12 protein-coding genes are annotated in these 16,432 nt (G+C 42.3%); 11 read left to right on the forward strand and 1 reads right to left on the reverse strand.

From position 1 onward, the window contains the following. Nucleotides 1-168 precede the first annotated feature (168 nt). From PSU78_RS12585 to PSU78_RS12600, 4 genes are read left to right on the forward strand one after another with little or no spacing between them, the layout of a single operon-like run. A complete protein-coding gene (locus PSU78_RS12585; protein WP_300388526.1) occupies nucleotides 169-927 on the forward strand; it encodes a hypothetical protein in 759 nt (252 codons plus the stop codon). A gap of 23 nt (nucleotides 928-950) precedes the next feature. Beyond that, nucleotides 951-1,709 carry a hypothetical protein gene (locus tag PSU78_RS12590; RefSeq protein WP_300388528.1) on the forward strand — a complete coding sequence of 253 codons (759 nt, stop codon included), beginning with the start codon at nucleotides 951-953 and terminating at the stop codon, nucleotides 1,707-1,709. Nucleotides 1,710-1,725: 16 nt separating this feature from the next. Further along, nucleotides 1,726-2,391: a response regulator gene (locus tag PSU78_RS12595; protein ID WP_300388529.1), complete on the forward strand. Its 666-nt coding sequence runs from the start codon at nucleotides 1,726-1,728 to the stop codon at nucleotides 2,389-2,391. Next, nucleotides 2,367-3,722: an ATP-binding protein gene (locus PSU78_RS12600; RefSeq protein WP_300388531.1), complete on the forward strand. Its 1,356-nt coding sequence runs from the start codon at nucleotides 2,367-2,369 to the stop codon at nucleotides 3,720-3,722. The genes PSU78_RS12595 and PSU78_RS12600 overlap by 25 nt, the downstream gene beginning before the upstream one ends. 91 nt (nucleotides 3,723-3,813) lie before the next feature. Here PSU78_RS12600 and PSU78_RS12605 read toward each other — a convergent pair whose 3' ends face one another. Then, entirely contained in the window at nucleotides 3,814-5,700 is a 1,887-nt protein-coding gene (locus PSU78_RS12605) for a methanol/ethanol family PQQ-dependent dehydrogenase (RefSeq protein WP_300388533.1), read from the reverse strand. 300 nt (nucleotides 5,701-6,000) lie between these two features. On the opposite strand from PSU78_RS12605, the gene PSU78_RS12610 reads away from it, so the two are divergent. The 7 genes from PSU78_RS12610 to PSU78_RS12640 all read left to right on the forward strand — a co-directional run bounded on the left by PSU78_RS12610 (nucleotide 6,001) and on the right by PSU78_RS12640 (nucleotide 16,400). After that, on the forward strand, nucleotides 6,001-7,926 hold the full coding sequence (locus PSU78_RS12610; protein WP_300388577.1) for a sigma-54-dependent Fis family transcriptional regulator: 1,926 nt from the start codon (nucleotides 6,001-6,003) through the stop codon (nucleotides 7,924-7,926). 86 nt (nucleotides 7,927-8,012) lie between these two features. Next, nucleotides 8,013-8,357 (forward strand): DUF2946 family protein, encoded by a 345-nt coding sequence (locus PSU78_RS12615; RefSeq protein ID WP_300388535.1) that lies wholly within the window; start codon nucleotides 8,013-8,015, stop codon nucleotides 8,355-8,357. Nucleotides 8,358-8,423: 66 nt separating this feature from the next. Further along, a complete protein-coding gene (locus tag PSU78_RS12620; protein WP_300388537.1) occupies nucleotides 8,424-9,782 on the forward strand; it encodes a hypothetical protein in 1,359 nt (452 codons plus the stop codon). Between the two features lie 10 nt (nucleotides 9,783-9,792). Then, nucleotides 9,793-10,698, forward strand: a complete 906-nt coding sequence (locus PSU78_RS12625; RefSeq protein WP_300388539.1) for a zinc ABC transporter substrate-binding protein — start codon at nucleotides 9,793-9,795, stop codon at nucleotides 10,696-10,698. 75 nt (nucleotides 10,699-10,773) lie between these two features. After that, nucleotides 10,774-11,550: a metal ABC transporter permease gene (locus PSU78_RS12630; protein WP_300388541.1), complete on the forward strand. Its 777-nt coding sequence runs from the start codon at nucleotides 10,774-10,776 to the stop codon at nucleotides 11,548-11,550. A gap of 402 nt (nucleotides 11,551-11,952) precedes the next feature. Continuing rightward, nucleotides 11,953-14,646, forward strand: a complete 2,694-nt coding sequence (locus PSU78_RS12635) for an EAL domain-containing protein (protein WP_300388543.1) — start codon at nucleotides 11,953-11,955, stop codon at nucleotides 14,644-14,646. A 281-nt stretch (nucleotides 14,647-14,927) separates the two neighbouring features. Continuing rightward, entirely contained in the window at nucleotides 14,928-16,400 is a 1,473-nt protein-coding gene (locus PSU78_RS12640; RefSeq protein ID WP_300388545.1) for a helicase HerA-like domain-containing protein, read from the forward strand. Nucleotides 16,401-16,432: the final 32 nt, after the last annotated feature.

A 16,432-nucleotide genomic window follows, 5' to 3' on the forward strand; every position in this document is an offset into this window, starting at 1 on the left:
AGTTACCTAGGCAATAAAGCTATTGCCTAGTGTGGCTAAGCTGAGATTTATTTAAAGCGGCTCTTCTCTAGCTTTCCCTTCCCTAAGTTAGCACTAAGTATTCATTGCTATAGTGATCTTTCATTACATTTAGAATGTTTTTGGTTTTAACTAATTTCCGGAGTAGATATGAACACAGAATTGAATCATGTGATTAGCAAAGTCCCAGAGGTCACTTTATTATTTTGGATAGTCAAAATTGTGGCGACTACCCTAGGTGAGACTGGTGGAGACGCGTTTTCTATGTCGCTTGGCTTAGGCTATCTTTTAAGCTCAGTCATTTTTGCAGTAATTTTTGCCGTTGCAGTAATTGCTCAGATTAAAGCCAAAAAATTTACTCCAGTACTTTACTGGACGACAATCATAGCCACTACCACACTAGGTACAACAGTTGCTGACTTTGCAGACCGCTCATTAGGTATTGGCTACGCTGGTGGGTCCACACTTCTATTCACATTGCTCATAGCTTCATTAGTTATTTGGTATCGTTCAATTGGTTCTATTGCTGTAGAGAGTATTAACACGCCAAAAGCTGAGATGTTTTATTGGGTGACCATTATGTTTTCTCAAACGTTGGGTACCGCTTTGGGTGACTGGGTCGCAGATACACCAAGTTTAGGTTACCTAGGGGCAGCAATGATTTTTGGAGGATTATTGTTACTCATTATTGCAGCGCATTTTTGGATAAATGTATCTAAAACCATCTTATTTTGGTCAGCGTTTGTGTTAACGCGTCCTTTAGGTGCTGTGCTTGGTGACTACCTCGATAAGCCAATTTCTGCGGGCGGTTTGGACTTAAGTCGATTTGGAGCCAGTGCGGTTTTGTTGGGCTTTATCGTCTTGTGTATCTATTACTTTCCGCAACGTGCTGCGCAGAAGTCACATTAAGTGCATCTTCTGTCAAAATTAAAATGAATACGCTAAATAAAATAATACGAACTACTTTTGTAGTCATCGGCTTGGTTTCAACTGAATTTGCATTTGCAGGTGCGCCATTTATTACGGACGATCCAGAACCTGTTTCAGCAAAAGACTGGGAGGTGAATTACGCCATCAGTAAAACGTGGGTTGAGGGTTCTACCTCAACAGCATTGCCGAGCATTGATGTTAATTATGGGTATTCTGACCAGATTCAATTGCATGTTCAGTCTCGCTATACCTATCAAGTTGAAGGTGACGACACGCAATCGGACTTTGATAATACTGAAATTGGCATTAAATATAGATTTTTGCACCTAAAGGGAAATGACGTTGAATTCATGTTGGGTATTTATCCGATGTTACAGCTGCCAACAGGAGATAGTAAATTAGGGGTGGCTAGCGGTAAGACTCAGGCATTTCTGCCCATCTGGGGACAACTTAACACTGGCAAATGGACACTATATGGTGGGGCCGGATACCGAATTAATCGATATTCATTGGCTACTAACTCTTTGTTTCTTGGCGCAACAGCGCTATATGCACTAAGTGATCACTTTAAGATTGGTGGCGAATTATTTCGTGAATCAGCAACGACAAAGGCTGACCAGCTCAGTAGCGGTTTTAATCTAGGTGGTATTTACAATATATCAAAGGATTATGGCCTATTATTTTCGGCAGGGCGCGCATTGAATAGTGTCGCTGAAACCAATAAGCTGTCCGTATTTCTTGCTCTACAAGTGGTTTATTAAAGCCACACACACACTTATGCGAGTTTTATTGGTTGAAGATGACATGATGATTGGCGAGGCTCTTCAGGGCGGCTTACGCGATGCTTCTTATGCTGTCGATTGGCTCACAAATGGCAAGGCTGCCCTTGAGGCGCTTGCTGTTGAGTATTATGACCTTGTGCTTTTGGATTTAGGTTTACCTGGGTTGGATGGGCTGTCAGTGCTTAGCGCATTACGTGCAAAGAATCATCAAGTACCAGTATTGATTATTACTGCACGCGATGGCACCAATGACCGAATAAGAGGCTTAGACTGCGGAGCAGATGATTATATTAGTAAACCATTTGAGCTATCAGAATTGTTGGCTAGAATGCGAGCGGTGCTACGTAGAAATAATGGTGGGGCTAATACATTATTGAGTAACGGGTTGTTGACGCTTGATACGGTTACACACGAAGTCAGCATGAGTGATCAAGCTGGTTTTCAGCTTTCAAATCGCGAGTATGCTCTTTTAGAAGCATTGATGTTAAGACCAGGGGCCATTCTCTCACGTAGTGATTTAGAAACTCGAATCTATGGCTGGGGTGAAGAGGTTGAGAGTAATGCTGTTGAGTTCTTAATTCACGCATTACGCAAAAAACTTGGGAGCCATGTGATAAAAAATCTTAGGGGTGTTGGATGGATGGTTTCAAAAGCAAATTAAACTATTCAATTCAATATCGACTTTCATTTTGGATTGCGATAATCATTATTTTAATGGCGGTAATATCTGTCATCATCTCGTACTCTAGTGCACTACATGAAGCTAGAGAAATTCAAGATGAAGGCCTTAAACAAATAGGCTTTCTTGTTCAGAAAAATCAACGCAACATAACGTTGAATAATGAGATGGCAGAACGCACTGAAATCATTATTCAATATATACCCAATAGCCAAACTTCAAATCAAGCACACGAATTTGCTTCGCCATCTCAATTAAAGTTACCTAGTAATTTATCAGATGGACTCCAAACTTTATTAATAGATAATATTAAGTATCGAGTTTTAAAGTTAACCTTAGTAAATCAACAGCAGGTTGTGATTGGACAGCAAACTATTTTGCGTGATGAGGCTGCGATCAGCGGGGCAGTATCAACGGCATTGCCTATGTTGTTACTTCTACCTGTTCTAATTGCAGTTGCATATTTATTAATACGCAATGCTTTCAGGCCAGTGACAGCATTATCAGAAAGTATTGATAGACGCTCTGCCGAAGATTTGACGTCATTTTCTGAAGAAAATATGCCAAGCGAGGTATTACCATTTATACGTTCAATTAATTTTCTTTTTCACAAAGTCAATCAGTCCGCAGAGTCACAGCGGCGATTCATTGCCGATGCTGCCCATGAGTTAAGATCTCCATTAACAGCTTTATCATTGCAAGCTGAGCGGCTTGTAAGCGCTGAAATGACGGCAATTGCAGTGGAACGTTTAGCTACGTTACGGCAAGGCATCACTAGAGCTTCAGTGTTATTAGAGCAACTACTGTCTTTTGCAAAAGCCCAAAGACTCAACAATGTAGAAGCAGAAAATTTGTCTGTACATCAAACTCTACTAAAAGTGCTAGCAGACTTAATTCCCCTCGCGGAAGCTAAAAGTTTAAATGTGGGTGTAAAGTCAGCAATAGACGCGATTGTAAAGATGAATGAAGCAGATTTGATATGCCTCATTAAAAACCTAATAGACAACGCAATACGCTACACCCCTGATGGTGGGCAAATTGACTTAAGTATAAGTAAAGAGCTGAATGATTTAGTTTTGGAGATTGAAGATAGCGGACATGGCATACCAGAAGCAGAAAGAGCGAGAGTTTTTGATGCGTTTTATAGAATATTAGGCAATGACTCGCAAGGCTCGGGGCTTGGTCTATCCATTGTAAAAAGCATTTTACTCAGGGCGGGTGGGAGAATTGCGCTTCTTGATTCTGATAGTTTTGTTTCTGGTTTAAAAGTTAAGATTTACTTACCTCTGCCAGTTGATGCATTGAGTGCTTAAGTGAGCCATTTTTATTGTTATTGATTTGGAACTTGCAATGAATAAGAGCCAATTTTTTAGATTGGCTCTTATCACGATACAGCTTTACAAATTACAAGCTAAACACATTCATTGCACCGCCACCCGGCGCTGCATTGTACTTAGTTAACTCTTTGTAACCACCGGCAGCACCTAGGCCGTCGGTTTCATTGGTTAAACCTAGGTTCATTGCAACACCAGCCCAGCCACCAATACCTGATAGCACGCCAACGTATTGTTTACCTTTGTGACCGTAGGTAATGGTGTTACCAACAACGCCAGAACCTACTTGAAATTTCCAAAGCTCTTTACCCGTTTTGGCATCAAGCGCTTTAACCCAACGATCTAACGTACCGTAAAACACTAAGTCTGAAGCAGTCACTAAAGCGCCGCCCCAAGCTGAGAATTTTTCTTTGTTATACCAAGCAGATTTGCCTGTTAAACCATTCCAAGCCATAAAGCCGCCCATTACGCCATCAGGGCCTGCGAACATGGTCAATGTTGAGCCTACCCATGGTTGACCCGCAACGTATTTAGATTCAACTGGCTCATAAGTCATACATACATGATTAAGCGGCACGTAGAACATTTTTGTCCGTGGCGAAAATGCTGAAGGTTGTTCATCTTTAACACCTAATGCAGATGGGCAAATGCCTTTAGCATTGTAGTCTTGGTGAGTTGAGTATTTTGGATCTTTAATCGGCACGCCAGATTTCATGTCGATAGATGTTGCCCAGTTAACGAAAGGGTTCATTTTTTGTGCGACTAACAAAGTACCATTTGTGCGGTCAAAGGTATAACCAAAGCCGTTACGGTCAAAATGAGAGGCTAATTTTTTGCCATTCGCATCCCACAATACCACCTCATTCATACCATCGTAATCCCACTCATCGTGAGGTGTCATTTGGTAACCCCATTTTGCTACGCCTGTGTCTAAGTCACGTGCAAAAATTGTCATAGACCATTTGTTGTCACCAGGACGCACATCAGGGTTCCAAGTGCCAGGGTTGCCTGTACCGTAGTACATTAAATTAAGCGCTGGATCGTATGAGTACCAGCCCCATGTAGGGCCGCCGCCAGTTTGCCAGCCCTCTTTTCTAGCTTGTGGTTTTAACCAAGTTCTTACGCCTAGATTCGCTTCTGGATATTGAAGTTTTTCTTTAGGAATAGCTTTGAATGAACCGCCTAGCTTATTACCGCCATTCACATCTTCATAAGCTGATAATGCGCTGTAGTGCGGATTTGCTTTATTGAAGTCTTTACCAATCAGCATTTCATCATCTGGACCTGTGCTATATGCACGCCAAACCAATGCACCATCTTTAATGTTATATGCTGAGATGTAGCAACGTACCCCAAACTCACCACCTGAACAGCCAGTAATCACTTTGTCTTTGAACACATGTGGAGCATTGGTGTTAGATGAACCTGATTTAGGATCAGTGACTTTAGTATCCCAAATGGCTTTACCAGTTTTGGCATCTAATGCGACTAAAACACCGTCATTCTGTTGCAAGAAAATTTTGCCATCGCCATAACCTAAGCCTTTGTTGACGTTGTCGCAACACAATACAGCTTGAACGCTTGCATCTTGTTTCGGAAAGTATGACCAAACAATTTTTTGATTATCGTTTAAATCTAAAGCATATACGTTATTTGGAAATGCCGTGTGCACGTACATGATGTCACCAACAACAAGCGGCGCGCCTTCGTGACCACGGTTAACGCCAGTTGCGAATGACCATGCAAGTTTTAAATTTTTAACATTACTTTTATTGATTTGTGACAAACGGCTATAACCTGTATTGCTGTAATCTTTACGTGGTTGAGTCCACTGATTATCATCGTTCATTAGTTTTAATTGCTCGTCATCAGCAAAAGCAGGTGTGCTTATTAAGCCAAAAAGTCCTGCACTTAACGCTAGGCTGGCACCAAATTTACGTTTAAATTGATGGTTCATATTTTCCTCAAATATAATATTTTTTAAGTTATGTGTTGCTCATGTCGCGCATCTAAAAGTATTTGTAACGACTGTTGCTATGTAGATATTGCAATTGATGTGCCAACATCAAAAATGAGCCACATAAAGTGGTTAAGGTTAAATAAAATGGTTTAAAATCAATCAACTATTTTTATTGAATGATTATTTGCTTAGATATGATATTCATTAACTTTTTAACACTGTGTCAATATTGAACAATGTGTTGCGTGACACATGTTCAATAAATTGTTCACCCAAATTGAAAGCTTTACCCAATCAATGAATCATTTTTCGATAGATCGCCCGCAGAGCGTTTCTCAAGCCAGAAACGATTTCTTAAGTAATGGGAATGTAGAGCAAGGTAGTATTGCTGAGGCCATAGAGCGTTCTTGGCGACGTTGCCTTGCTAACGGCGTCAATGTTAATTCTCCATCTAATTTAGAAGTGATCACCGCCCAAGAGCTCGCGCTTAAGCGTGAGCAAAATCGCCAGTTGCTTTCACTTGCTTTGCCTGAAATGGAAACACTGAACGAGCAAATCGCACATATGCGTAACATTGTGATTTTGACTGATGACCAAGGCGTGATTTTAAATAGTTTAGGCAGTCATCATTTACTGAGAGAAGAGCAGCGTATTGCTTTATCGCCTGGCGCATCATGGCGCGAAGATCATCGTGGCACTAATGCTATCGGCACTGTATTAATTGAGCAATCTGCAATGACAGTGCAGGGCGCAGAGCATTTTATGGCTTACCATCATTCGCTTAGTTGTTCAGCCGTGCCTATCTTTGGTGCCAAGAATCAGCTCATTGCAACACTTGATGTTTCGAACGACTCAAACACTTCGCAGCAACACACGCTAGCTTTAGTTAAAATGTCTGCTCAAATGATTGAGAACAGGCTTTTTTTAGCCAGCCATCAGAGCGACGTTATTTTACATTTTCATGCGCGGCCCGAGTTTATTGGCACCTTGTGGGAAGGCGTTGCCATGTTTACAGAAGCTGGAAAACTGGTGGCGACTAATCGTAGCGGGCAATTTCAACTCAGTCTAAATTCGCAAAATAACCAGACCGTTGATTTTGAGAATATTTTTGATATTCCTCTTGCAAGCTTACTCAGACAAATGAATGGTGTAGATAAGTTAATCGTGCCATTAAGACTAAATAACGGCGCGCGTCTCTATGTGAAAGTAGAAGCTTTGCAAAAGCATCAGCCACCTGCGATTACGTCACGTGACGCAAAAAGGGCTAGTGCGGCTAATTTAGATTTGTTGAATAGCGGTGACGCTAAGGTTGAGCATGCCATTCAACAAATTAAAAAAGTGCTGAATCGTGATATTCCAATTTTGATCCAAGGTGAAACTGGTGTTGGTAAAGAACTGTTCGCCCGCGCGATACACGAGGCCAGCCCGCAACACAAAGGTCCTTGGATAGCGGTCAATTGTGCAGCTTTGCCTGAGGGCTTAATTGAAGCAGAGCTATTTGGTTATGAAGAGGGCGCATTCACAGGTGCAAAGCGCAAAGGTAGTGCGGGTAAAATAGAACAAGCCGATGGCGGCACTTTATTTTTGGATGAAATCGGTGATATGCCGCTGGCCTTGCAAGCGCGCTTATTGCGCGTACTTCAAGAGCGTAAAGTCACGCCTTTAGGCAGTACAAGGTCTATTCCAGTGAGTTTTGCATTGGTGAGCGCCACTAACCAAAAGTTGAAAGAAAAAGTCGAATCTGGCGAGTTTAGAAGTGATTTGTATTATCGCTTAAACGGCTTGAGTGTGGCTTTGCCAGCATTGCGTGACCGCACTGATTTACAGGCACTCATTGATGTCATTCTTCAAGTTGAACAAACTAGTGGAGTTAATATTTCTCCAGAAGTCATGGATGTTTTTAAAACCCACCCTTGGCCAGGTAATATTCGTCAATTACACAATGTGTTAAGGACGGCTTTAGCACTTGCTGATGGCGTAGAAGTTTCTGAAATGCATCTTACACAAGATTTTATTGATGAATTACAAGGCTTAAATCTAGGCAATGTGCAAAGACCTAAAATAGCCGCGCCGCAAGTGTTGGCTTTAGAGGGTTTAGCTGAAAATGCTATACGTTCAGCCATGCAGCAACATGTTGGCAATGTGTCTGCAGTGGCGCGCCAGCTTGGTATTAGCCGTAATACACTATACCGAAAATTGAAACTAATCAGATTGATTCCTTAACTTTATTCATCAGTGCTTTTATAGACTAATGGTGAGTGTCTAAATAAATTCACATGACTTAATATTTAGTTTGCTATAATAAATTCATGATTCGTCGTTCATTTCTGACCTTTTTTTTTGCTGTGCTGCTCGTGTTCGGGCAGCAACAGGCAATGGTGCATGCTTATGTGCATACGGCAGACTTTCAACAACAGTCTTCAAATCAGCAATCCTCTACTCAAAAATCTTCAAGTGAAGATAAGTCTACGAATCATTCTGAGGTCTGTGGAAAGTGTTTATCACTTGCAGGCCTTTCCGCTGCCATTGGTTCGCAAGCGCATATCCTCAATATTGCTTCTGGACAATTTGAGTTATCGACGGTTCTACACCAGTCGGTTATTTCTACACGTTTCTTTTCTTACCACTCTCGCGCCCCACCTATCCTCGCTTAGACCTTAAATCTTAATCCACACCTTTTAAGGCGTGGTTTTATTCATTTTTGCAACGACGAGGTTCACATGTTCAACCAGAAAATATTGGTGCGCGCCATTGCGCTTACCTTCTTGCTGCCCGCTGCAGCAAAAGCAAACGATAGCAACGAATTAGAAGCACTACGCGCTGAAATTCAACAAATGAAACAGAGTTATGAAACACGTATTCAAACCTTAGAGACCCGTTTACAAACGACTGAAACGGTCGCAGGTAATGCGGATAAAAAGGCCGAGGAAGCCTCCGTACAAGCCAGTGCTAGACCAACTGCCAGCAATGCGCTTAATCCAGATATTTCTTTAATTTTATCTGGTACTTATGCCAACCGTTCTCAAGATTCCAATTACCACATCACAGGCTTTCAAGCGGGTGGTGAAATCGGGCCTGGTACCAAGGGCTTTAATTTAGGCGAGTCTGAGTTAGGGGTTTATGCCAGCGTAGACCCTAACTTTTATGGCGGCCTCAATTTAGCATTAGCGCCAGACAACACCATAGGCGTGGAAGAGGCTTTTGTGCAAACAACCACCTTGCCATATGGTGTGACGCTTAAGGCCGGCCGGTTTTTTTCTAGCATTGGCTATCTCAATGACCAGCATGCCCATACTTGGGATTTTGTAGACAATCCCTTGGCTTATCAGGCTTTCCTTGGCAATCAGTTTGGTGATGATGGGATACAACTGAAATGGCTGGCACCAACTGATTTATTTCTGGAGTTTGGTGCTGAATATGGCCGCGGACGTATTGCTGATACAGAGGGACGAGATGAAAATGGCGGCGGTGCAGGCTCAATATTCGCGCATGTTGGTGGCGACTTAGGCATTAGCAGTAGTTGGCGCGCAGGCTTGTCTTATCTAGACGTTTCACCTAAAGATAGGAAGTCTAACGATATTGATGCCTTGGGTAGTGATGTAACCAATAGCTTCACTGGTAACAGTAAAGTTTGGTTAGCCGATTTTGTATGGAAATGGGCGCCAAATGGTAATGCTACTAATACTAGCTTCAAGTTGCAGGGTGAATACTTGCATAGCACTCAGAAAGGTGACCTCACATATGATGTTGATCAAGCGGCTAACACTGGTCGCTACACGGCATCGCAAGATGGCTGGTACTTACAAGGCGTTTATAAATTCTTGCCTTATTGGCGTGCTGGCTTGCGTTACGACCAATTGAACAGCGGTAGCGTTAACTATGGCGATAATGCCGCAAATCTAGCGAATAGTAGTTATGACCCTAAACGCATCAGCGCCATGCTGGACTTTAGTCCAAGCGAATTCTCTCGTATCCGCTTACAGGTATCTAGCGATAAATCTCGCCAAGAAGCGACTGACAATCAAGTGTTCATCCAGTACCAAATGAGCTTAGGCGCTCACGGTGCCCACAAATATTAAGGAGATTTAGATGAAACATATATTTAAAGCATTATCACTATCTGTATTACTCGTTACAACGCAATCCGCTCAAGCCGCACTGAATGTATTTGCCTGTGAGCCAGAGTGGGGCGCGCTTGCGCAAGAGCTAGGTGGCGATAAAGTCACTGTATTTACTGCAACCAACGCCTTGCAAGACGTTCATCATATTGAAGCAAAACCCAGCTTAGTTGCGCAGCTGCGTAAAGCTGATTTGTTGGTATGTACAGGCTCCGAGCTGGAAATTGGTTGGTTGCCAGTGTTGCTGCGCCAAGCTGGTAATACCAATGTGTTAGCGGGTAAAGCTGGTAACTTTGAGGCGGCGCATTATGTGCGTATGTTAGAAATTCCAAGCCGTTTAGATCGTGCAGATGGTGACGTGCATCCAGGCGGCAACCCGCATATTCAAACCGATCCACGTAATATAGCTAAAGTGGGTGATGCGTTATCACAGCGACTTGCAGAAGTCGATGCACCTAACGCTACGTTTTATCAAGCTAAACATAAAGATTTTGCGCAACGCTGGCAAGAGGCAAGCAAGCGCTGGGAGACTCAAGCAGCGCCACTTAAAGGCATGGCTATTGTCGTACAACACAAAGGTTTCCCCTATTTAGAAGACTGGCTGGGTTTGCGTGAAGTGGCGACATTAGAGCCAAAACCAGGCGTTGAGCCAACTAGCAGTCATCTTAGTGAGGTGCTTACGCAATTGCAGCGCCAACCTGCAAAAATGGTGATTCGAGCTGCATACAACAGTGAGCGTCCATCGCAATGGTTATCTGAAAGAGCTAAGATTCCAGCAGTAGCATTGCCATTTACAGTAGGCGGGTCAGATCGTGCAAAAGACTTGTTTTCTTTATTTGATGACACTGTGCAACGTCTTTTAGATGCGGCTAAGTAATGTGCATAGTGATGTGGTTAAGTAAAGCTAAATGACTATTTTGATTACCAATAGATATTGATACGGAGTGCACTAATGAATCTTGATACCTTAAATCTTACCATCCTTGGCCCAGCTTTTTTAGCTGGCTTATTAGTATTGGCCACACATGTGCCGCTAGGTCAGCAAGTGCTTAAGCGAGGTATCGTGTTTATCGACCTTGCCGTGGCACAAATTGCTGCTCTAGGGGTTATTGCAGCCGATGCTATGGGCTGGGAGCCGCAAGGTATCAAGGTGCAAATCGTTGCAGTAAGTGCCGCGTTATTGGGCGCATTACTGCTTACTTGGACAGAAAAAAAGTGGCCAGAAGTACAAGAGGCATTAATCGGTGTATTTTTTGTGTTGGCAGCGAGTGCGGGAATACTGTTATTGGCTAACAACCCACATGGGGGCGAGCACTTAAAAGACTTACTGGCAGGTCAAATTCTTTGGGTCAGTATGACCCAGTTATTACCAGTTTCAGTCCTTACCTTGCTAATTTTAGCTGTCTGGTTTGGCTTGAAAGACAAAATGGGTCGTGCAGGTTTTTATGGCTTATTTGCCCTAGCAGTCACTGCTTCAGTGCAACTGGTTGGCGTCTATTTAGTATTTTCTAGTTTGATTATTCCTGCGCTTGCCGTTAGAAATTGGTCAGAACCAAGAAAAATGTTAGGTGCATATTTAATCGGCGCAACTGCTTACGTAATGGGCTTAGCGCTTTCAGCCATATTTGATCTGCCTTCTGGGGCGGTCATTGTTTGGTGTTTGGCAGCGGTGGGCGTGTTTGCTAGTATACTTATGGCACAATCTAAAGTCAGTAGTAAGACAATATAGAGCATCTGATTTAAGTGTTTGATTCAAGTGCTTAGTAAATTCTATATAAGCACTTGAACACTATCCCCACGCGTTTTATTTAGCAAATCAGGCAATGGTCTGATTTGCAACCATATCTCCCTTATATTCCCAAGATTAAATACGACTGTCACGTAGTTAAATAACTATGCACTAATTTTAGCGAGTGTTTTTAGTCTACATAAAAATCTCGTGATAATTAATAGCGTGAGTTTTGAAAATACCATATTGGCAGAAAAGCCAGTTCGAATTACGTGCCGTCTTTTAAGTTTTAACTCAGACAATGACGAGATGCTTAAATTGCTAATCTGGTATTGCAGTTGTTTAAAAAACTAAACTTAGCTTATGATTGCGCAATAAAGTGTAAATGAATTGTAAATTTATATGATTAGTAAAATATCCACAATTTGGCGCTTCATTCTACCTGTGCTCATGCTTTTAGCAGCTGTGCCATTTGTGTTAATTCAACAACAGACCTCGCAACAGCTAGATAGCATTCAAATCGAAGCAGATGAACAAGCAAAAACCTTAGTTCGTTTACTAAATGTAACGGATGAGCTTGTCACGGATAAAGCTGATTTATCCATGCGTCTTTTAAAAGAGCAAAGTCAAATCCTTGGTGAGCCGTTCATTGATGGTCAGATTAACTCTCAAGGCAGGGTCGTTCCTAACTTAATCTTCGGCAGCACACCCGTCACCAATTTATTTAAACTGGTCGATGATTTGACTAGCTTAGCCGGTGGTACTGCGACTATTTTTATAAAAGATGGTCACGATTTTGTGCGAGTTTCCACTAATGTTTTAAAAGCCAATATGTCTAGAGCAACTGGCACTATACTCAATCCTAACGGCAGCGCTTTCACGGCGCTTAGTCAAGGAAAAGCATTTCATGGTGTTGTGGACATTCTAGATGAGCCCTATATCACGCGTTACGACCCTATGTATGATGCTCAGGGTAATGTGATAGGCGCTTATTATGTGGGTTACAAAGTCGATATGAAAGTGATTCGTGATGCCGTACGTAATAAGCGACAGCTGAAAAGTGGTTTTACTATGGTACTTGATAGCAATAATAAAATTCGATTCCATTCAGCGCACATCAAATTAGCTAAGGCAGAACACTTATTTCTTGAGCAGCCTAAAGACTGGAAATTTGTCTCAGAAAAAATTCCCAATTGGGGATTTAAGGTAGTTGTTGCTTATCCATTGAGTGAGGCTCGCGCAGTTGGTTTATCACACTCGTGGATCGTTATTACTACATGCATGCTAATAGGTGCGGCACTTCTTGTGATTATTCTATGGCAATTGCGACGTTTGATCGTTAATCCGATTGGTGGCGATCCCGCTCTGGCTATTGATGTCGTAAAACGTATTGCAGATGGGAATTTTGAGAATGATGGTTTGGAAGCTAAACCGAATACTCTCATGTCTAACGTACTCAATATGCGTCATAAATTACGCGAGAGTATCACTGCCTTGCGAGAAAGCTCCGAGAGCATATTGCTCTCAGCCAGAGTGTTTGAGCATGCGCATGATGGCATACTTATTACTGATGTCGACATGAATATTGTAAGAATTAACCCTGCTTTTACTAGAATTACTGGTTATAGCCTTGAAGCAGTGCTTGGCGCAAAGCCTAAAAATATCGGATTTGTACATAATGATCCTCAGTTTTTTGAGAAAATACAGCAGGAGTTTGAGTATGCTGGGGAGTGGCGGGGAGAAGCAAAGAACTTGAATGATCATGGTGAAAGCTATGACGTTTGGATAGATATTTTTGCTGTACGAGATGAGGCGCAAACAATAACTAATTTTGTTTGTTTATTTTCAGATATCACTGAGCGCAAGCAGGCTGCAGATGAAATTGAACATTTAGCTTTTTATGATTCGCTAACGCATTTAGCCAATCGACGCATGCTGATTGACAAATTAAAGCGTGCGTTTTTTGCTAGTAAGCGCACTGGCAGAGATGGCGCTTTACTATTTATTGATCTCGACCATTTTAAAACACTGAATGACACACTAGGCCATGCGTTTGGTGACTTACTATTGCAGCAGGTAGCCTCGCGATTAACAGAGTGTCTGCGTGATGGTGATACGGTGGCAAGGGTGGCACGCTTAGGCGGAGATGAATTTGTTGTCATGCTTGAAGATCTGAGCAGCCATTCAATAGAAGCTGCTGCGCAGGCTGAGGCTGTAGGTAAAAAAATTCTGGCAACGCTAAATCAGCCTTACCAACTAGCGATTCATGAATACCATAGCACGGTGAGTATTGGCGTGGCCTTATTCGGTGATCATGTGGATGCACAAGATGACTTAGTTAAACATGCTGATATTGCCATGTATCAAGCAAAAAGAGCTGGTCGAAACACGATGCGGTTTTTCGACCCATTGATGCAAGAAGCCATCGACAAGCGGGCAGATTTAGAGCGAGAGATGCGCAAAGCCATAGATAAACAACAGTTTCAGCTTTATTACCAAATTCAAGTCGATCAATCTAATACGCCATTAGGGGCAGAAGCCTTAATACGCTGGATTCACCCAGAGCGGGGCATGATTCCACCTGGTAATTTTATTTGTCTGGCGGAAGAAACAGGATTAATTTTACCAATAGGTGAATGGGTACTTGATACTGCGTGCGCTCAAATTAAATCGTGGCAGATTGGCGAGTTAACCCGAGAACTGACTGTTTCAATTAATGTTAGCGCGAAACAGTTTTACCAAAATAACTTTGTGAATCAGGTTCAAGTTGCGGTAGATCGCCATGGTATTAACCCAAGCTTACTTAAGCTTGAGCTGACTGAGAGTATGTTACTGGAAAATATTGAAGATACGATTGTCACCATGACCGCCTTAAAAGAAATAGGCATTAGATTCTCATTGGATGATTTTGGTACAGGTTATTCGTCTTTGCAGTACCTCAAACGGTTACCCCTCACACAACTAAAAATAGACCAGTCATTCGTGCGAGATATTGCCAGTGATATCAGCGATAAAGCCATTGTGCGGACGATTATTGCAATGGCGAAAAGCATGGAGCTTGAAGTCATTGCCGAAGGTGTGGAGACGAAAGACTAAAAAGAACACCTTTTAAAAATTCATTGCAAGCAATTTCAAGGGTATTTGTTTGGTAGGCCAATCACAATAGAAGAGTTTGATGCATCGTTAAAAACAAGCTTGCATTAAATTTAATACCTAAAGTTAGCACTTTGAATGAAAAGGCTGAAGATACTCAAATGTTTTCAGCTTTTTTTGTATTTTTAAGCTTGATTACTTTCATGTTACCTCAGCTTAGTTTTGTTACAATGATGCATCTGCTGGCGTATCTACTCGTGCTCAAGTTATAGGACAATAAAAACATGTCAGAACCCTTATTAATTGCAAAAAATAGTGAAACCTCTAGTTTTGTATTGCCTAAAATGGCTAATCGACATGGCTTAATTGCGGGCGCAACAGGCACAGGTAAAACGGTTACATTACAAAGCTTAGCTGAGCAATTTTCAAACATAGGCGTGCCTGTGTTCATGGCAGATGTGAAAGGTGATTTAGCTGGCATGAGCCAAATGGGTGGCGGTAACCCTAAGGTAGAAGCGCGCGTTCAGCAGTTGGCGTTAAATGAATTTAGTTATAAAAAATGCCCAGTGACATTTTGGGATGTATTTGGCGTAAAAGGCCATCCAGTTCGCACGACCATGGCCGAGATGGGGCCATTGTTATTGGCGCGTTTGCTTAATTTAAACGATGTGCAAAGTGGTGTTTTGAACTCAGTATTCAAAATCGCTGATGACAAAGGTTGGCTATTACTGGATTTAAAAGATTTACGCGCGATGATGCAACACGCGGCAGAAAATGCTGCTGAATATCAAACTAATTATGGCAATATCTCCGCGGCCAGTGTAGGCGCCGTACAACGTGCTTTGCTGGAGCTTGAAACACAAGGCGCAGATCAGTTCTTTGGTGAACCAGCACTTAATTTAGATGATTTGATGCAGACTGATGCGCAAGGTCGCGGTATCGTCAATATTTTAGCCAGTGATAAGTTGTTTAATTCACCGCGCATCTATGCAACCTTATTGTTGTGGCTATTATCCGAGTTGTTTGAAAAGATGCCAGAGGCAGGTGACTTAGATAAACCGAAGTTGGTATTTTTCTTTGATGAAGCGCATTTACTGTTTAACGATGCCCCAGATGCTTTACTGCAAAAAATTGAACAAGTGGTGCGTTTAATTCGCTCTAAAGGGGTTGGTGTTTATTTCGTCAGTCAAAATCCATTAGATATTCCAGATATGGTGCTTGGTCAGCTGGGTAACCGTGTACAGCATGCTTTACGTGCCTTTACGCCGCGTGATCAGAAGGCCGTTAAGTCGGCTGCAGACACTTTCAGAAGTAATCCAAAAGTAGATGTGGCTGTCGCTATTACTGAGTTAGGTGTAGGTGAAGCGTTAGTTTCATTTTTAGATGAAAAAGGTATTCCTACGCCAGTAGAGCGCACCTTTATTTGCCCACCTGGCAGCCGCATAGGGCCTATTTCAGATGGCGAACGTGCTAACACTGTGAATAATTCAAATGTAGCAGGGGTTTATGAAAAGTCAGTAGACCGTGAGTCTGCTTATGAAATACTTAAGACCAGAACAGAGCAAGCAGCGACTGAAGCTAAAATTGACGAGGGATTTGATTGGGGCGGGTTGTTCGGCGGTAGCAAAAAGTCTGGAAGCCGCTCAGATGGCGTGCTGGAAGCCGCAGCCAAAAGCGCAGCCCGTGCAATAGGTTCGCAGCTTGGGCGTCAAATAGTTCGCGGTGTGTTGGGTAGTATTCTTGGTGGACGCAAATAATAAACCCAATCTATAGCCTAAAGGACAGTCTT

Origin of the sequence: Methylotenera sp. (genome assembly GCF_029945705.1) — a bacterium.
Taxonomy (GTDB): Bacteria; Pseudomonadota; Gammaproteobacteria; order Burkholderiales; family Methylophilaceae; genus Methylotenera.